Origin of the sequence: Pseudomonas sp. (assembly GCF_051660785.1) — a bacterium.
In the GTDB taxonomy this organism is placed as follows: domain Bacteria; phylum Pseudomonadota; class Gammaproteobacteria; order Pseudomonadales; family Pseudomonadaceae; genus Aquipseudomonas.
On record NZ_JBOFQE010000082.1, the window covers coordinates 24,015 to 42,666 of the forward strand.

Here is an 18,652-nt window from a genome sequence, read left to right on the forward strand (position 1 = left end):
GGGTGGCAGCGTCGCCCGGGAATTCTGGTTTCAACTCTAACAAGGAGTCGCAATGCTGCCTTACCCGCAGATCGACCCGGTGGCCCTGGCCATCGGTCCGCTGAAAATCCACTGGTACGGTCTGATGTACCTGATCGGCATCGGCGGCGCCTGGCTGCTGGCATCGCGCCGGCTCAACCGCTTCGACCCGACCTGGACCAAGGAAAAGCTCTCCGACATGGTCTTCTGGATGTCGATGGGCGTGATTGTCGGCGGACGCCTGGGCTATGTGCTGTTCTACGATCTGCAGGCTTACCTGGCCAACCCGACACTGATTTTCGAGGTGTGGAAGGGCGGCATGTCGTTCCACGGCGGCTTCATCGGCGTGATGCTGGCGGCGTTGTGGTTCGGCAAGAAGAACGGCAAGTCGTTCTTCCAGCTGATGGACTTCGTCGCACCGATGGTGCCGATCGGTTTGGGCGCCGGACGTATCGGCAACTTCATCAACGCCGAGTTGTGGGGCAAGGCGACCGACGTGCCGTGGGCGATGGTCTTCCCGACCGATCCGGCGCAACTGGCGCGTCACCCGTCGCAGCTGTACCAGTTCGCGCTCGAAGGCGTGGCGCTGTTCGCCATTCTGTGGCTGTTCTCGCGCAAGCCGCGGCCGACCATGGCGGTGTCCGGGATGTTCGCGCTGTTCTACGGCATCTTCCGTTTCATCGTCGAATTCGTCCGCGTACCGGACGCGCAACTGGGCTATCTGGCCTGGAACTGGCTGACCATGGGTCAGGTGCTGTGCGTACCGATGATCGTCGGCGGGCTGTTCCTGATCTGGCTGGCGTATCACCGCGCCCCGGCGACACCCGCGGCCGCCGTATAAATTCGAATCCCGGGGTGACGGCCCCGGGTTCAAGGACACAGGTAACTCATGAAGCAATATCTCGAACTGGTCGCCCACGTCATCAAGAACGGCACCAAGCAAGCCAACCGCACCGGCGTGAACACCATCAGTTTTCCGGGTGCGATGCTGCGTTATGACCTGAAAGAAGGTTTCCCGGCGATCACCACGCGCAAGATGGCCTTCAAATCAGCCATCGGCGAGATGTGTGGTTTCCTGCGTGGCGTGAACAACGCCGCCGAATTCCGTGCGCTGGGCTGCAAGGTCTGGGATCAGAACGCCAACGAAAACGCGCAGTGGCTGGCCAACCCGTTCCGTCAGGGTGAAGACGACCTCGGCGAGATCTACGGCGTGCAATGGCGCAAATGGCCGGCGTACAAGCAGATCCCGGTCAGCAACCAGGCCGCCATCGAACAGACCCTGAGTCAGGGCTACCGCCAAATCGCCGAAGGCGAAGAGGACGGTCAGGCTTACGTGGTGCTGTACAAGGCAATCGACCAGATCCGCCAGTGCGTCGACACGATCATCAAGGACCCGGGTAGCCGCCGCATCCTGTTCCACGGCTGGAACGTCGCGCAGCTCGATGAAATGGCCTTGCCACCGTGCCATCTGCTTTACCAGTTCCACCCGAATGTCGAGACCAAAGAGATTTCTTTGACCCTCTACATTCGTTCCAACGACCTGGGCCTGGGCACGCCGTTCAACCTCACCGAAGGCGCCGCGCTGCTGAGCCTGATCGGCCGCCTGACCGGCTACACGCCGCGCTGGTTCACCTATTTCATCGGTGATGCCCACGTCTACGAAAATCACCTGGACATGCTGAATGAACAGCTCAAGCGCGAGCCGTTCCCGATGCCGAAACTGGTGATCAGTGATCGAGTGCCAGAGTTTGCGAAGACCGGTGTTTACCAGCCGGAGTGGCTGGAGTTGATCGAGCCGAGCGATTTTTCGCTGGAAGGCTACGAGCATCACCCACCGATGACCGCGCCGATGGCGGTCTGATGTAGCACGCAATACCCCTGTGGGAGCTAGCCTGCTAGCGATAACGACGGCACATCCAACAATGATGTGAATGAAAAACCGCTATCGCTAGCAGGCTAGCTCCCACATTTGATTTGTGGTGCTTTTAGTGGCCGTGGCTTCGGCCTACGTGAGAGTGCTCAACCTCCGTCGCCACAACCCCGCCACTCACTTCCAACCGCTGCAAAATCCCGCACTGATCAATCTCCGGCCCCTCGCCACAGCGTTGGCGCAGGTCGAGCAGTTGCGTCTGCAACGCCAGCAACCCGTCAATCCGCGCCTTCACGTGATGAATGTGCTCGTCGATCAGCGCATTCACGCTTTCACACTGATCCTGCGGACTGTCGCGCAAGGCCAGCAGGCTGCGGATCTCTTCGAGGGTCATGTCGAGGGTGCGGCAATTGCGGATGAAGGTCAGGCGTTCGGCGTGGGCCTGGGTGTAGACGCGGTAGTTGCCGTCGCTGCGGGCCGGTTCCGGCAGCAGGTTTTCGCGCTCGTAGTAGCGGATGGTTTCCACAGCGCAGTCGGTCAGTTTGGCCAGCTCTCCGATCTTCATCGCGACAATCTCCAAAAGGGTGCTTGACCCTATAGTGGCTACAGGGTCTTTACTTGGCAACAGGCACCTTCATGGACGCAACCCAATGAGCGATTCCCTTCACACCCACAAACCCGAGGCTGATCACGATCACGATCACGATCACGATCACGATCACAGCCATAAGCTGCAGCCTGTGCAGAAGCATGACCATGGCGGGCACAGCGATTCCTGCTGTTCATCCAAAGCGGCAACACCTTCGCTGATCAAGTTGAGCGACAAGCCAACCGACGGCGCACGGCTGAGCAGTTTCCGGATCGACGCCATGGATTGCCCGACAGAGCAGACGCTGATTCAGAACAAACTGGGCAAGCTTGCGGGTGTGCAGCAACTGGAATTCAACTTGATCAATCGGTTGCTGGGCGTGACCCATGACCTGCCGAGCACTGCGCCGATCATCGAGGCGATCAAGTCGCTGGGCATGGTGGCTGAACCGATGGAGCAGGGCAGCGAAGCGCCCGCGCCGATCCCCGAGAAAAAGCACTGGTGGCCCTTGGCGCTGTCCGGCGTGGGCGCGCTGGCGGCGGAAGTTATCCACTTTACCGACGCCGCACCGACGTGGGTGGTGGCCATCATCGCGTTGGTTTCGATCCTCAGTGGCGGCCTCACCACGTACAAGAAAGGCTGGATCGCTCTCAAGAATCTCAACCTGAACATCAACGCCTTGATGAGCATCGCCGTGACGGGCGCGATCCTGATTGGCCAGTGGCCGGAAGCGGCGATGGTGATGTTCCTGTTCGCCGTGGCCGAGTTGATCGAAGCCAAGTCGCTGGACCGCGCGCGCAACGCCATTGGCGGCCTGATGCAGATGACCCCGGAACAGGCCACGGTGCAACTGGCCGATGGCAGCTGGGTCGAGCAAGACGTCAAAACCATCGAGCTCGGTGCTCGCGTGCGGGTGCGTCCCGGCGAGCGGATTGGCCTGGACGGCGAAGTGCTGTCGGGCAGTTCGACCATCGATCAGGCGCCGATCACCGGCGAAAGCCTGCCGATCGAGAAAACGGTGGGCGATAAAGTGTTCGCCGGCACCATCAACCAGGCGGGCTCGCTGGAATACACCGTGACTGCCGCGGCCAATAACTCGACCCTGGCGAGGATCATCCACGCCGTGGAACAGGCCCAGGGCGCGCGGGCACCGACCCAGCGCTTCGTCGATCAGTTCTCGAAAATCTATACCCCGGCGGTGTTCCTGTTGGCACTCGCCGTCGCAGTGATTCCGCCACTGTTCATGGGCGCCCTCTGGTTCGACTGGATCTACCGGGCATTGGTGTTGCTGGTGGTCGCTTGCCCCTGCGCCTTGGTGATTTCCACCCCGGTGACCATCGTCAGCGGCCTCGCGGCGGCGGCGCGCAAAGGCATTCTGGTGAAGGGCGGTGTGTATCTGGAGGGCGGTTACAAGCTCGACTACCTTGCCCTGGACAAGACCGGCACCCTTACTCACGGCAAACCGGTGCAGACCGATTATTTGTCCCTTGATCCCACCGCGGACGCAACTGCCCCGGCGATTGCGGCGGCGCTGGCCGGTCGCTCGGATCACCCGGTGTCGTTGGCCATCGCCAATGCGGCTGTGGATAAACAATCCGCGCCGCTCGCTGTGGATAACTTCGAAGCCCTGGCCGGTCGCGGCGTTCGCGGCGACATCAACGGTCAGACCTACCACTTGGGCAACCATCGCCTAGTGGAAGATCTGGGCCTGTGTTCGCCGGCGCTGGAAGAAAAGCTATTCGCGCTGGAGAAACAGGGCAAGTCCGTGGTGCTGCTGCTCGACACATCCGGCCCGTTGGCACTGTTCGCCGTGGCGGACACGGTCAAAGAGTCCAGCCGCGAAGCGATCCAGCAGCTGCACGATCTGGGCATCAAAACCCTGATGCTGACCGGCGATAACGTCCACACCGCTCAGGCGATTGCCGCGCAAGTCGGCATCGACGAGGCCAAGGGCGATCTGCTGCCGACCGACAAGCTGCAAGCCATCGAGGCGCTTTATGCACAGGGCCATAACGTCGGCATGGTCGGCGACGGCATCAACGATGCGCCGGCGCTGGCCCGGGCCGAGATCGGTTTCGCCATGGCTGCGGCCGGCACGGATACCGCCATCGAGACCGCCGATGTCGCCCTGATGGACGACGATCTGCGCAAGATCCCCGCGTTCATTCGCCTGTCGCGGCAGACGTCGAGCATCCTCAAACAAAACATCGCCCTCGCATTGGTCATCAAGGCGATCTTTCTTGGGGTAACCTTCGCCGGGATCGCCACCATGTGGATGGCGGTGTTCGCCGACATGGGCGTGAGCCTGTTGGTGGTGTTCAACGGTTTGCGCCTGCTGCGCAAATAAGCGATGAGGAACGGGTGTGCTGAGTGCCGATCTGAAGGCGTTTTACATGGTGGCCCGCCTGGGCAGCATCACCCTGGCAGCGAAAAAGCTCGGTCTGAGCCAGCCCACGGTGACCACGCAGATTCGCAATCTGGAAAGCCAGTACTCGGTTGAGCTGTTCTACCGTGGCGGCCGCCGTCTTAGCGTCAGCGAAGAAGGCGCGCGGTTGCTGCCGATGGTCAAGGCGCTGTTGCAACAGGAAGCCGACATCGAGTTTTTCCTGCGCAACAGCGGCCAGGTCCAGGGCACGTTACGCATCGCCGCCACCGCGCCGTATTACATCCTCGACCTGGTGAAGACTTTTCGCGAGCGCCTGCCGCAGGTGGAAGTGTCGGTGGAGATCGGCAACTCGCAGCAGGTGCTGGAGGCGCTGGAGGATTACCGGGTGGATGTCGCGGCCTCGTCGCAGTTACTCGACGATGCGCGGCTGATTCGCCGGGTGCTCGGCAGCGATCCGCTGGTGCTGGCGGTGCATCGCAATCATCCGCTGGCGGTTCACGACCATGTGCCGCTCAGTGCGTTGGCCGGGCATACGTTGTTGATGCGTGAGTCGGGCTCGACGACTCGGCGGCTGACCGAAGAGTTGCTGGCCAGCGCCGGGGTAAGTTTCGGACCGTTGCTGGAGATTGGCAGCCGTGAATCGATTCGCGAGGCGGTGCTGCGCAACATCGGCATCAGCATCATCGCCCGGCAGGAAGTGCCGCATGATCCACAGTTGCGGGTGCTGACGATTGAGAATGCGCCGCAGATTCCCGAGTATTTGTACTGCCTCAAGGAACGCAAAGGCGCGCGGTTGCCGGCGGCGTTTCTCGGTCTGGCGCAGGAAATGGCCCCGGCATAGATCCTTGTGGCGAGGGGATTTATCCCCGTTGGGCAGCGAAGCGGCCCTGAAATCTGCGACTGCTGCGCAGCCGAACGGGGATAAATCCCCTCACCACAGGTAATCATTGCGCGCACTATCCAACCCAAATCCCTGAATACCACTATCAGCCGTTTTTGCTTCACTGCCACATGACCGACGCATTACAAACTTAGGATGGCTTCATCTGCTTGATGAGGCCCGTCCATGAACCACTCGATCGCAACTGCCCTGACCAACCCCGGCGCCCCGATGAAAGTGCGCGGCGTGCAGAAACGCTTTGGCGCGTTCACCGCGCTGGATAACGTCTCTCTCGACGTCGCCGCCGGTGAGCTGGTGTGTCTGCTCGGCCCATCGGGCTGTGGCAAAACCACCTTGCTGCGCTGCATCGCCGGTCTGGAGAAGCAGGACGATGGCGAATTGTTCCTGGGAGATCGCAACGTTTCCCACCTGGCACCTCAGGCGCGGGACTACGGCATTCTCTTCCAGTCCTACGCGCTGTTCCCCAATCTCACCGTCGAAGCGAACATTGCCTACGGCCTCGCTAGCAGTGGTCGCGATGAGGTGCGCAAGCGTGTCGGTCAGATGCTCGAACTGGTCGGTCTGACCGGCAGTGAGAAAAAGTACCCCGGCCAACTGTCCGGCGGCCAACAGCAGCGTGTCGCATTGGCTCGGGCATTGGCGCCAGCGCCGTCCTTGTTGTTGCTCGACGAACCCATGTCCGCCCTCGACGCCCGGGTCCGCGAGCATTTGTGCACCGAGCTGCGCCAGTTGCAGCGCAACCTCGGCGTCACCACCCTGATGGTCACGCACAATCAGGACGAGGCCATGCTGATGGCCGACCGCATCGCCGTGATGAACAACGGCAAGGTCGAGCAGTACGCCACGCCGCAGGAAATCTACGACCGCCCGGCCACTCCGTTTGTGGCGGAGTTTGTCGGCCAGGGCAACTGGCTGCCGTTCAACCGCAGCAGCGACAGCCACGCCCAGGTCGGCGGGATGAGCATGCGCCTGGCCGATGGCAGCGCCAAAACCACGTCGGGGCGTCTGTTCTGCCGCCCCGAAGCGATCAACGTCAACCCGCCAGTGCACGAAGAAAACCTCTTCCCGGCCAAGGTTCGCGAGATCACCTTCCTCGGCAATCGCTGCCGCATGAGCTTCGAACTCGATCAACTGCCCGGCCACGCCTTACTCGCGGAGCTGGCGCCGGAAGCCATGCCGCGTCTCGGTGCGCAGCAGATCATGGTCGCCTTGCCTCCGCGTAGCTTGCAGGTGTTTGCCTGATGAGCGCGAACATCGCGCTGCCGATACCGCACAAGCAGGTTCGGCAGACCTCCCGTGCCGAGATCGGCGACCGGGTGTTCGTAGTCGGTGGCAAAGTCCTTTTGCTGGTGCTACTCGGCATCGCGGTGTTGATGCCGTTGCTGGCGATCTTCTGGCGTGGCTTCAGTTCGGAAGCGGGGCAGGGCGGCGGTCTGGTCGCCGCCCGTGAATTGGTGACCAGTGCGAATTTCCACTGGCTGTTGGGCAACAGTTTGAAAGTTTCTCTCAGCGTCGCGGCGATTGTCGTACCGCTGGCTTACCTGTTTGCCTACGCGCTGCAACGCACGTTGATCCCCGGCAAAGGCATCTGGCGCGGCATGTCGCTGTTGCCGCTGATGGCGCCGTCGATGTTGCCGGGCATTGCGCTGGTTTATCTGTTTGGCAATCAGGGCATGTTGCGTGGTTTGCTCTCGGACAATATCTACGGTTTCTGGGGCATTGTTCTGGGCGAGGTCATCTACACCTTCCCACACGCGCTGATGATTCTTCTGTCGGCGCTTTCCCTGGCGGATGCGCGACTGTTCGATGCCGCCTCCAGCATGGGCGCCAGTCCGGCGAAAGCCTTTCGCAGCATCACCTGGCCGGCGACCCGTCAGGCCGTGTTCGCGGCGTTCTGTCTGGTTTTCACACTGACCATCACTGACTTCGGCGTGCCTGTGGTGGTCGGTGGCGATTATCAGGTGCTGGCGCTGGAAGCCTACAAAGCGGTGGTCGGCCAGCAACAGTTCGGTCGCGGCGCGTTGATCGGCATGGTCCTGTTGCTGCCGGCGCTGTTCAGTTTCGGGGTCGATGCGTGGTTGCGTCGGCGTCATGGCGACTCCATGAGCGGCCGGGCCCAGGTGTTTCAACCGGCTCCGTCGAAGCTGCGTGACGGTTGCTACCTGGCCATCGTGCTGCTGATCTGCGCGGTGTTGCTGCTGGTGTTCGGCATGGCGGTGTTCTCCTCGCTGGTGAAATTCTGGCCGTACAACCTGTCGTTGTCGCTCAACCACTACCAGTTCAACGACACGGCGGGTGGCGGCTGGCTGGCCTATGGCAATAGCGTGAAGATGGCTTTGTGCACGGCGCTGATCGGCAGCGTGCTGATCTTCACCGGCGCTTACCTGATGGAAAAAACCAAGGGCCAGCGCGGACTGAATCTGACCCTGCGCATGCTCAGTTTCGTACCGATGGCGGTGCCGGGTCTGGTGCTGGGTCTGGGTTACGTCTTCTTCTTCAACCTCACCGGCAACCCGCTGCATGTGCTCTACGGAACCATGACCCTGCTGGTGGTCTGCACCATTGCTCACTATTTGACCACCGCGCAAATGACGGCCACCACGGCGCTGCGTCAACTCGACGCCGAGTTCGAAGCCGCCGCGCTGTCGCTCAAGGCGCCGCTGTATCGGCATTACCTGCGCGTCACCGTGCCGATCTGCCTGCCGGCGCTGCTGGACATCGTGCGCTACCTGTTCGTCTCAGCCATGACCACCGTCTCGGCGGCGATTTTCCTCTACAGCCCCGACACCATCCTCGCGGCGGTGGCGGTGCTGAACATGGACGACGCCGGCAATGTCGGCGGCGCGGCGGCGATGTCGACCCTGATTCTGTTCACCTCGGCGGGCGTGTCCCTGCTGCTGGCCTGGGCCTCGCGCGGTTTGCTGCGCCGCTCTCAAGCCTGGCGGCAGACCGCGCCTGGCCACTAATTCACACCCTCAACTCACAAGACAGGAAACCGATCATGTTCAAGCCTATGGCCCTGGCCGCTGCTGTGCTCGCTACTTTCAGCCTGAACGCCTTCGCGGCGCAAACCGAGTTGACGGTGTACACCGCCCTCGAAGCCGAACAACTGAAGACCTACAAAGAAGCCTTCGAAAAAGCCAACCCGGACGTCGAGATCAAGTGGGTGCGCGATTCCACCGGCATCATCACCGCCAAACTGCTGGCCGAAAAAGCCCGTCCGCAAGCTGACGCAGTCTGGGGCCTGGCGGCGTCGAGCCTGGCGATTCTCGATCAGCAAGGGATGCTGCAAAGCTACGCGCCGAAGGACCTCGGCAAGATTGGCGGCAACTACCGCGACGCGGCCAACCCGCCAGCGTGGGTCGGCATGGACGTCTGGGCCGCGACCATTTGCTTCAACACCGTCGAAGCCGAGAAGCAGGGTTTGACCAAGCCTGTGAGCTGGCAGGACCTGACCAAGCCTGAGTACAAAGGCAAGATCGTGATGCCGAACCCGGCTTCGTCCGGTACCGGTTTCCTCGACGTCAGTGCCTGGCTGCAAACCTTCGGCGAGAAGCAGGGCTGGCAGTACATGGACGACCTGCACCAGAACATTGGCCAGTACGTTCACTCCGGTTCCAAGCCTTGCAAACTGGCGGCGGCGGGTGAGTTCCCGATCGGTATTTCCTTCGAATACCCGGCCGTTCAGCTGAAACGCCAGGGCGCGCCGCTGGACATCATCCTGCCGAAGGAAGGCCTGGGCTGGGAAATCGAAGCCACCGCCGTGATCAAGGGCACGCCGCATGAAGAGGCGGCGAAGAAACTGGCGGACTTCTCGGCGAGCCCGGCGGCGATGGAGCTTTATAAGGAGAACTTCGCGGTGCTCGCGCAGCCAGGTATTGCCAAGCCGCAGACCGAATTGCCGGCGGATTACGAGCAGCGTTTGATCAAGAACGACTTTGCCTGGGCCTCGAAGAACCGCGACGAAATCCTGACCGAGTGGCGCAAGCGCTATGACGGCAAGTCCGAGAAAGTCGCTGCCAAGTAAACAATGCACAACCTGTGGCGAGGGGATTTATCCCCGTTCGGCTGCGAAGCAGTCGCAAAACCATTGCCTTCGGTGTACCTGATACACCTCGGTTGCAGGTTTTGGGGCCGCTTCGCAGCCCAACGGGGATAAATCCCCTCGCCACGGAATTCAGGACAAAACTCAATGACACACCACAACGACATGCTGATCATAGGCGCCGGCATCCTTGGCCTGTCCCACGCCTACGCCGCCGCCAGGCGCGGTCTCAAAGTCACCGTCTTCGAACGCAGCGAAACCCCGCTCGGCGCCTCGGTCCGCAACTTCGGCCAGGCCCTCGTCACCGGCCAGCCCCCGGGCCCGATGCTCGAACTGGCCAAGGCCAGCCGCGACATCTGGGGTCAATGGGCACAACGGGCCGGCCTGCAACTCAAGCGCAACGGTTCATACCTGTTCGCCCGCACCGAAGCCGAAGAACACCTGCTGGAAGCCTTTTGCACCGGTCGCGCCGTGGAACACGGTTACCGCGTCGACCTGTTGCGCGGCGCTGCACTGCGCGATCTGTACGGCGGTCAGTTCAGCCATCACAGCGCCGCGCTGCATGGCATGGACGATCAGCAACTGTATTCCCGCGAAGCGATTCCGGCGCTGATCGACTACCTGCGCCGCGACCTCGGCGTCGAGTTTCACTTCTCGACTTTGGTGCGCGACATCGAACCGGGTCGTCTGTACAGCACCGCCGGCACTTTCAACGCCGAGCACATCATCGTCTGCTCCGGTCACGACTATCAGACGTTGCTGGCCGAGCCGATTGCTGCGCTCAACCCGCGAATCTGCCGTCTGCAAATGCTCCGCGCCCGACCGCAGATCAATCTCAATCTGCAGCACGCGTTGCTCACCGGTTTGAGTTGCGTGCACTACGGCGCCTTCGCCGATCTGCCGGAAGCGGCGGCGGTGCAGGCGCAGATTCTGCGCGAGGAACCGCACCTGCATGAAAACGGCATCCACCTGCTGATCAGCCCGACGCCTTACGGTGAGTTGATCATTGGCGACTCCCACCATTACGGCCGCGATCCGTCGCCGTTCAACGCCGAGCAAGTGGACAACTGGATGATCGAACTTGCAGAGCAAACCCTGGGTTGCAAAGTGCAAGTGGTCGAACGCTGGCAGGGTGTCTATGGTTCACGGGGGCCAGGGCCGTTCTCGTTCCTGCGGCCGATGCCGGGTGTGAGCGTGGCGCTGATGCACACCGGCGTCGGCATGAGTGTCGGGCCGGCAATGGCTGAACGTAATGTCGCTCAACTGTTGGGGGAAAACTGATGGCGCGCCATGAACAAGTGATTGCTGAGGTGTTCGGTTTGTACGAGCGCTTTGGCGACAGCGATTACATCGGCGAGCCGGTGTCGCAGATCGAACACATGTCCCAGGCGGCCGAACTGGCCATGGCCGAAGGCTTCGATGATGAGGTGGTGCTGGCCGCGTTCTTTCACGACATCGGGCATATCTGCGCCGAGAGTGCGGAGAACATGGGGGGTTTCGGCGTGGTCAGCCACGAGCGTCTGGGCGCCGATTACTTGCGTCGCGCAGGTTTCAGCGAGCGCCTGGCGCGGCTGGTGGAATACCACGTCCAGGCCAAGCGTTATCTGACGCTGAAAGAGCCCGGATACTACGAGCGCTTGAGCGAAGCCAGCCGCCGGACCCTGGAATACCAGGGCGGGGTGATGACACCTGCCGAGGCTGAAGCCTTCGAGCAGGACCCTTTGTGTGAGGTCAGTTTGCGCATGCGCCAGTGGGATGAGTTGGCCAAGGAGAGGGAGGTGCCGGTGATTGACCTTCAGGTGTTAAAGGCGAAAGCCACGGCGCTGTTGGACCAAGCCAAAGGTCCTTCAGCAGGGAATCCTTTTGCGCCGGCTCTTTAGCGAAACCCCCTACTATCCGCGGCGAAGTTGGGCCATGGCGACACGATTTTCGAGCCGCTAGTGTTTGAGCTTCTTTTATTGTCGAGAAGCACTCATGCGCTATTTGAAAGTCACCGTCCAGGATCGGGTCGGCAATGGTCGGGCCGATTCTGTCTTGCTGCAGTTTTACGAATCAGCCTGTACACCGGGCGACGATGTCCTGCTCAACAAAGCCTTTGCACTGGATTTCGATGCGGATGGCAAAGTCGATTACAAAATGGGCGACGTCACGAACGACGGCAGGGAAAACAGCGTTGACCAACGTCTGCTGAAGACTTTCGCCAATGCTTGTCTGCGACTCAGCTGGTTCAATCCCGGCGCTTCTACCAAGCGTTACTTGAAAATCTTTGCCGAGGATTTCGCCGGGGATGGCAGTCCGGATACGGTGCGTTTGCACTTTCATGAAGGCACCGGAAAACCGACGGACAAGACGCTGGCTTACACCGCGTCCGCCTACGACACGGATAACAACGGAACACTGGACTGGTCGATTCACTTCGACATGGATAACGATGGCGACACGGATGCAGTGGATCGTGAACTGGTGACGTTGCTGAGTGATAACTACCTGAAGTTCAAATGGAAGTGAGCGCGGGAATCTGACGCGGGCCAGACCAAAAACCGCGTCACGACCTGCTCGCAAAGGGGACGGTCCTGACGCCGCCGAGCTAAAGCTGCTGCGCCAGCACTTCGATCTGCTCCTGCCTTTGTGCCTGACTCAATTTCGGATGCGGGTTCAGCGACGACCACTGCGGGTACGCCCGGGCCTTGTTCAGGGGCTCGGGCAGTTTGCCTTCGCGCCAGTTCTTGTCCTGTGGCGTGGCCACCTGAATGCTGTCCACTGCCGCGTGGCCTCGCGCGCTTAACGCCTGCACCAGTTGCCGCTGACGCAATGCCAACAGGCGCAGTACGCTGTCATCGACCGTCAATTCTCGCTGGCCTTTGATCTTGCCCATCAGCCGGCTGCCGTAACTGCGTGCGGTTTGCAGGGCGCCGCCGGCAATCGCGCCGGCCAGTGCCGCTGCGCCGAGGGTCAGGCCGCCGACCAGCAAGTCGACCCCGGCACCGGCAGCCGCGCCAGCGGCGATGCCACCGCCGACCCTCACGCCGAGTTGCTTGAGGGTTTGCGGGTTGAACAAATCATCGCCCCAACGACCGTCAAGCAGCGGCAGATCACTGGCCGCCGCGTCCTGTGGGCGGAAGGCGTAGAGCTTGAGCAAGGCTTCAACACAGCGCTGTTCCCGTTGGCGAACGGCTTTGCGCAGTTCGCTGATGGCCTGTTGTTCCTGCTGCGCATCGCTGACCACGCTGCGCCGACACGCGGCGCAATCGATCAGCAACTCGGCAATCAATCGCGCTGCACTCTGCTGACGAGCCAGGCGTTGGGCCTGTTGATCGGCGATCAGGCGCTCAAGTTGTTCACGAGAGCTTTCCAGCAACAGCGCGAGGCTTTCATAGAGACGACGTTCGCCATCCTCGGGCGGTGCGACGGTGTCGAAGCGCACCAGCGCATGCAAGCCCAGACGTGCCAGGGCTTCACGCCAGTCCGGTTCGCGATGGTTGGCGCTGCTGACGAAATTCAGCACGGGCAGCAGCGGTTTGCCGCAACTGGCCAGCACTTCCAGTTCGTCGCGGTACTTGGCCAGCACCGGTTCCCGGGCGTCGATCACATAGAGGCCCGCGTCCGAGGCGAGCAGTTGCCGCAGCACTTTGGCCTCCTGTTCAAAACGCTGCCGCGCTTCGCTGCCCTCCAGGAACCGTGCCAGCCGTGCCGGGCCGTCGAGGCGTTCGCCGGGACGCTCCAGGCGTTCGAGATAGTCGAGCAGGGCGATGGCGTCTTCAAGACCAGGCGTGTCAAAGAGATCCAGCAATGGCTCGCCGTCCACCGACAAGCGCGCGCCTTCGACGTGGCGGGTGGTGCTCGGTCGATGGGAGACTTCGCCGAAACCGACATCCCGGGTCAGCGTGCGCAACAGGGAAGTTTTGCCGACGTTGGTGTGGCCGACCACAGCGAGCTTCAACGGCGCTTTCCACGGATTAGTCATGACCCGTCTCCAGCCAGTTCAACGGTGCGCAATCGGCGAACGGCAAGTCCAGCTGTTGCAGCGCGATGTGCCAGTCGCCCAGACGCTCGGCATCCAGCGCTTCGCCACTGGGCGCTTGCAGCAGCCAGACCCGGGTCGCGGCGGCATTGCGCGCCAGTTCGGCGATCAGTGCCAGGCTGCCACGGTCCGGTGAGCGTCGCGGATCGCAGGCAATAGCCAGGCGTGCCGGGGGAAAACGACTCAACTGTTCGAGGAGTTTGTGCCGCGACTCGCGACTGTCGAGGATGCCGGCGTTGTTCACGGCTTTCGGCAGTTGCGGTGGCCATGGGCGTTGATCGTCCAGCTCGATGGCCACCAGCAGCGCACCATCGCTTTGCTGTTCACTGACAGCACTTTCCACACGATGCAGTTGCGCAGGCGCGGCATCGCTGATGCCGAGTCGCTCGCTGGTGGGCATCAGGCGTTCGCGCAACTGGGCATAACCGGGCAGGTTCAAATCCAGGCGCAAAGCCGCTTGGCCGGATGTCCAGCGCCAGCGGCAGAACAGCATCAGCAACAGACGTGGCAACACGCCGTAGACCAGCAACACGCCCACCAGCCATCCCGCCCAGGCCTGACGAGCGCTTTCGATGTTCAGCGCGGCATCGCCACTGGCGCGGATCATCTCCACAGTGGGCACGCTGAAGCCGAGCAACGCCGGCAGCGTGCCAAGAGCTTGAGTCATGGCGACGAAGGTGTCGCCACTGAGGATGGTGGTTTCCCAAACGAAGCCGTAGCGCCGGGTCGCCATGAGCGTCAGCAAGATCGCCAGGGCGCTGAGCATCGCCAGTAACCACAAGCCGTTGACCAGCGTGCCGATCGCCCAGCGATTGAGTTTCTTTCGTTGCAATAACAGCAGCAGCGCCGGCGCCAGTTGCGCGGCTTTGGCATCCCGGGCGAGTTTTTCGCTGAGCCACAGCCACAAGCGTCCAAGGCTGGCGCCGTGCTCACCGGCAAACATCAGGCCCAACGCCCAGCTCAACAGCAGAATCAGATTGAGCCCCAGCAGACTGCCCAAGGCCCAGAACACATTCACCGGGGTCTGGCCGTCACCCAGCGCGGCGAATGCCAGGCCCGCGCCGCTGACGATGGCCAACACCGCCATGACAATCAGCGCCAGTCGCGCGCCATGCAGCCAATGGTGGAGGGCGTCGGCCAAGCCGTCGCGCTCGGCCAGCCACACCGCCCGGCGCTGAATGCGCGTCGGCAGATCGCCTCCGGCGCTGCGAGCCAGTCGGTTGGCTTCCAGATCATCCAGGGGGCCGGCGTGTTCTTCACGCAGGCGCACCGTCTCGGTCAGCCAGAGGTTTTGCAGTGGAGTCAGTTCAGTCACGCGCCATCCCGTCGCTCAATTGAGCTGTGAGCATAACCGCTGTGGCGCTTATCGGGGTACGGAAGGCTCTGGTATCCTCGCCGGCATGACTAAATCACTCCCCCTCAGCCTGATCGCAGCCCTCGGTGAAAACCGTGTGATCGGCGTCGACAACAGCATGCCCTGGCACTTGCCGGGGGACTTCAAATACTTCAAGGCCACCACCTTGGGCAAGCCGATCATCATGGGTCGCAAGACCTGGGATTCCCTCGGTCGTCCGCTGCCCGGCCGGTTGAACATCGTGGTCAGCCGTCAGGCGGATCTGGTGCTGGAAGGCGCGGAGGTTTATCCGTCGCTGGAGGCGGCCGTGGTTCGCGCGCAGGAATGGGCGAACGAGCAGGGCGTCGATGAGGTGATGTTGATTGGCGGGGCGCAGTTGTATACGCAGGGGATGGCTCAGGCGGATCGGTTGTATCTGACGCGCGTGGCGTTGAGCCCGGAGGGGGATGCGTGGTTTCCGGAGTTTGATCTGGGGCAATGGAAGCTCGTTTCCAACATCGAAAATCCGGCAGTCGATGACAAGCCGGCGTACAACTTCGAAGTCTGGGAGAAAGCTTAAAATCATCGCCAGCAGGCTGGCTCCCACAGTGGGTTTGAGGTGAAACACAGATTGTGTGAACACCCCAAATCCCTGTGGGAGCCAGCCTGCTGGCGATGAGGCCAGATCAGACGCTAAAGAATTTAAGCGTGAGCCAACTCCGCATGCTCATCCGCATCCAGCAGCTCTTTATCCGTCTGCTGCATCATCTGGCTGGTAATCGCCCCGGCCGTGATCGAACCACTCACGTTCAACGCCGTGCGGCCCATATCAATCAGCGGCTCAACCGAAATCAGCAACGCCACCAATGACACCGGCAAACCCATCGCCGGCAACACGATCAGCGCGGCAAACGTCGCGCCACCGCCCACGCCCGCCACACCGGCGGAGCTCAAGGTAACAATCGCCACCAGCGTCGCGATCCACAGCGGGTCCAGCGGGTTGATGCCCACGGTGGGCGCCACCATCACCGCCAACATCGCCGGGTACAGACCGGCACAACCGTTCTGGCCAATGGTTGCGCCGAACGAAGCGGCGAAACTGGCGATGGATTGCGGGATACCCAGACGGCTGGTCTGCGCTTCGATGCTCAGCGGAATCGTCGCGGCGCTGGAGCGGCTGGTGAAGGCAAACGTCAGCACTGGCCAGATCTTGCGGAAGAACCGCAACGGATTGATCCCGGCCGCCGACACCAGCAGGCCATGGACCACAAACATCAGGCCCAGGCCGATGTAGGAAACCACCACAAAACTGCCGAGCTTGATGATGTCTTGCAGGTTGGAACCGGCGACCACTTTGGTCATCAGCGCCAACACACCGTACGGGGTCAGCTTCATCACCAGACGCACAAGACGCATCACCCAGGCTTGCAGGGTGTCGATGGCGTTGATCACTTTCTGACCTTTTTCGACGTCATCCTTGAGCAGTTGCAGCGCCGCGACACCGAGGAACGCAGCGAAGATCACCACGCTGATGATCGAGGTCGGCTTGGCGCGAGCGAGGTCGGCGAACGGGTTTTGCGGAATGAACGACAACAGTAGCTGCGGCACATTCAGGTCGGCGACCTTGCCCGCATAGTCAGTCTGAATGGTTTGCAGACGAGCCATTTCCTGGGTGCCGGCGACCAGGCCTTCAGCGGTCAGGCCGAACAGGTTAGTCAAGCCGATGCCGATCAGCGCCGCGATGGCGGTGGTAAACAGCAACGTGCCAATGGTCAGGAAGCTGATCTTGCCCAGCGACGATGCGTTGTGCAGGCGCGCCACGGCGCTGAGGATCGAGGCGAACACCAGCGGGATGACGATCATTTGCAGCAGCTGCACGTAACCGTTGCCCACCAGGTCGAACCAGCCGATCGAGGCTTTCAGCACCGGGTTGCCGGCACCGTAAATCGTGTGCAGCGCAACACCGAACAGCACGCCCAACACCAGTGCGAGCAGGACTTTTTTAGCTAAGCTCCACGTCGTATGACGGGTTTGCGCCAAGCCAAAGAGCAGGGCGAGGAATACCAGCAGATTAAGGATCAGCGGCAGATTCATGTGAACTCCGAGAGAGACTTGTGCCAGCCACCTTCCGGGGCAGCTGCGAACCGGCAAGCCTAACAGCTTGATTTCCAATGAATTAATATCAAAAAAGTCTGTTAACTGTCGTTTTTGGAATAAGAGGGTGTCGTTGTCGGGGATGCAGCTGACGCGGAAGGGACGCGGGCGGTCGCAGGCAGACGGGGACTGTCACACTAATTTGATAGCGTCGATATCTTTGAATCAGGGAGAAATGCCAATGAAGCTTGCACCGAAATTTCTGGCTGCCGCACTCTGTCTGGGCCTCGCTGGCCAGGTGTTTGCCACGGATTTGAAGCATTGGCCAGCCGATCAGGCCAAGGCACTGGACGCAATGATTGCGGCCAATGCCAACAAAGGTAATTACGCGGTGTTCGACATGGACAACACCAGTTACCGCTACGACCTCGAAGAGTCGTTGCTGCCGTTCATGGAGAACAAGGGCCTGATCACCCGCGAGAAACTCGACCCCTCCCTGAAACTGATTCCGTTCAAGGACACCGCTGACCATAAGGAAAGCCTGTTCAGTTACTACTATCGCCTCTGCGAACTCGACGACATGGTTTGCTATCCATGGGTCGCCCAGGTGTTCTCCGGCTTCACGCTCACTGAGCTCAAGGGTTATGTCGATGAGTTGATGGCGTCCGGCAAACCGGTGCCGACCACTTATTACGAAGGCGACGTGGTCAAGAAACTCGACGTCAATCCGCCTAAAGTCTTCACCGGTCAGACCGAGCTGTACAACAAGCTGATGGAGAACGGCATTGAGGTGTATGTGATGACCGCCGCCTCCGAAGAGCTGGTGCGCATGGTCGCTTCCGATCCGAAATACGGCTACAACGTCAAACCGCAAAACGTCATTGGCGTAAGCCTGCTGCTCAAGGATCCCAAGTCCGGCGAGTTGACCACGGCGCGCAAGCAGATCACCGCCGGCAAGTATGACGAGAAAGCCAACCTCGGCCTCGAACTGACCCCGTACCTGTGGACCCCGGCAACCTGGATGGCGGGTAAACAAGCAGCGATCCTGACGTACATTGATGAGTGGAAAAAACCGGTACTGGTTGGCGGCGACACTCCGACCAGCGACGGTTTCATGCTGTTCCACAGCGTCGACGTGGCCAAGGGCGGCATCCACTTGTGGGTCAACCGCAAGGACAAATACATGACCCAGATTAACGGCATGATGGCCAAGCACGCAGCCGCCCAGGCCAAGGAAGGGCTGCCGGTGACGGCGGACAAGAACTGGGTGATCGTCAAGCCTGAAGAGATTCAGTAACCGCAACACCGATCAACTGTAGGAGCCGGCTTGCTGGCGATAGCGGTGTGCCAGTCAGTGACGTTTCGGCTGGAAGTCCGCTATCGCCAGCAAGCCGG

The 18,652-nt window shown here is 61.2% G+C and carries 16 protein-coding genes; 12 read left to right on the forward strand and 4 right to left on the reverse strand.

The genetic code is table 11. From position 1 onward, the window contains the following. Positions 1–52 precede the first annotated feature (52 nt). Together lgt and ACRC4F_RS21990 are read left to right on the forward strand one after the other, a co-directional pair. Entirely contained in the window at positions 53–859 is an 807-nt protein-coding gene (gene lgt, locus ACRC4F_RS21985) for a prolipoprotein diacylglyceryl transferase (RefSeq protein ID WP_438661233.1), read from the forward strand. A gap of 48 nt (positions 860–907) precedes the next feature. Then, positions 908–1,879 (forward strand): thymidylate synthase, encoded by a 972-nt coding sequence (locus ACRC4F_RS21990; protein ID WP_438661234.1) that lies wholly within the window; start codon positions 908–910, stop codon positions 1,877–1,879. Positions 1,880–2,003: 124 nt separating this feature from the next. Here ACRC4F_RS21990 and cadR read toward each other — a convergent pair whose 3' ends face one another. Then, positions 2,004–2,453 carry a Cd(II)/Pb(II)-responsive transcriptional regulator gene (gene cadR / locus ACRC4F_RS21995; RefSeq protein WP_027926516.1) on the reverse strand — a complete coding sequence of 150 codons (450 nt, stop codon included), beginning with the start codon at positions 2,451–2,453 and terminating at the stop codon, positions 2,004–2,006. An 85-nt stretch (positions 2,454–2,538) separates the two neighbouring features. Here cadR and ACRC4F_RS22000 point away from each other — a divergent pair, with 85 nt between their 5' ends. From ACRC4F_RS22000 to ACRC4F_RS22035, 8 genes are all read left to right on the forward strand, one after another. Then, positions 2,539–4,824: a heavy metal translocating P-type ATPase gene (locus ACRC4F_RS22000; RefSeq protein WP_438661235.1), complete on the forward strand. Its 2,286-nt coding sequence runs from the start codon at positions 2,539–2,541 to the stop codon at positions 4,822–4,824. Between the two features lie 16 nt (positions 4,825–4,840). After that, positions 4,841–5,704, forward strand: a complete 864-nt coding sequence (locus ACRC4F_RS22005; protein ID WP_438661236.1) for a LysR family transcriptional regulator — start codon at positions 4,841–4,843, stop codon at positions 5,702–5,704. Positions 5,705–5,929: 225 nt separating this feature from the next. Further along, complete coding sequence (locus tag ACRC4F_RS22010) at positions 5,930–7,006, forward strand: putative 2-aminoethylphosphonate ABC transporter ATP-binding protein (RefSeq protein WP_438661237.1); 1,077 nt, start codon at positions 5,930–5,932, stop codon at positions 7,004–7,006. Continuing rightward, entirely contained in the window at positions 7,006–8,730 is a 1,725-nt protein-coding gene (locus ACRC4F_RS22015; RefSeq protein ID WP_438661238.1) for a putative 2-aminoethylphosphonate ABC transporter permease subunit, read from the forward strand. Before ACRC4F_RS22010 ends, ACRC4F_RS22015 begins: the two co-directional genes overlap by 1 nt. 35 nt (positions 8,731–8,765) lie before the next feature. Beyond that, positions 8,766–9,791 carry a putative 2-aminoethylphosphonate ABC transporter substrate-binding protein gene (locus ACRC4F_RS22020; protein WP_438661239.1) on the forward strand — a complete coding sequence of 342 codons (1,026 nt, stop codon included), beginning with the start codon at positions 8,766–8,768 and terminating at the stop codon, positions 9,789–9,791. A gap of 165 nt (positions 9,792–9,956) precedes the next feature. Further along, positions 9,957–11,090, forward strand: coding sequence for a TIGR03364 family FAD-dependent oxidoreductase (locus tag ACRC4F_RS22025; RefSeq protein ID WP_438661240.1), 1,134 nt, complete (start codon positions 9,957–9,959; stop codon positions 11,088–11,090). Then, entirely contained in the window at positions 11,090–11,689 is a 600-nt protein-coding gene (locus ACRC4F_RS22030) for a phosphonate degradation HD-domain oxygenase (RefSeq protein ID WP_438661241.1), read from the forward strand. Before ACRC4F_RS22025 ends, ACRC4F_RS22030 begins: the two co-directional genes overlap by 1 nt. Before the next feature lie 94 nt (positions 11,690–11,783). Further along, a complete protein-coding gene (locus ACRC4F_RS22035; protein WP_438661242.1) occupies positions 11,784–12,317 on the forward strand; it encodes a hypothetical protein in 534 nt (177 codons plus the stop codon). Positions 12,318–12,396: 79 nt separating this feature from the next. On the opposite strand, the gene ACRC4F_RS22040 is transcribed toward ACRC4F_RS22035, so the two are convergent. After that, entirely contained in the window at positions 12,397–13,773 is a 1,377-nt protein-coding gene (locus tag ACRC4F_RS22040; RefSeq protein WP_438661243.1) for a GTPase/DUF3482 domain-containing protein, read from the reverse strand. Then, positions 13,766–15,145: a DUF2868 domain-containing protein gene (locus tag ACRC4F_RS22045; protein WP_438661244.1), complete on the reverse strand. Its 1,380-nt coding sequence runs from the start codon at positions 15,143–15,145 to the stop codon at positions 13,766–13,768. Before ACRC4F_RS22045 ends, ACRC4F_RS22040 begins: the two co-directional genes overlap by 8 nt. A gap of 85 nt (positions 15,146–15,230) precedes the next feature. On the opposite strand from ACRC4F_RS22045, the gene ACRC4F_RS22050 reads away from it, so the two are divergent. Continuing rightward, positions 15,231–15,743, forward strand: coding sequence for a dihydrofolate reductase (locus tag ACRC4F_RS22050; protein WP_438661245.1), 513 nt, complete (start codon positions 15,231–15,233; stop codon positions 15,741–15,743). 122 nt (positions 15,744–15,865) lie between these two features. Here the strand turns inward: ACRC4F_RS22050 and ACRC4F_RS22055 are convergent, their stop codons facing one another. Beyond that, entirely contained in the window at positions 15,866–17,257 is a 1,392-nt protein-coding gene (locus tag ACRC4F_RS22055; RefSeq protein WP_438661246.1) for an L-cystine transporter, read from the reverse strand. Between the two features lie 241 nt (positions 17,258–17,498). Here ACRC4F_RS22055 and ACRC4F_RS22060 point away from each other — a divergent pair, with 241 nt between their 5' ends. After that, complete coding sequence (locus ACRC4F_RS22060; protein ID WP_438661247.1) at positions 17,499–18,554, forward strand: haloacid dehalogenase-like hydrolase; 1,056 nt, start codon at positions 17,499–17,501, stop codon at positions 18,552–18,554. The last annotated feature ends 98 nt before the right edge of the window (positions 18,555–18,652 follow it).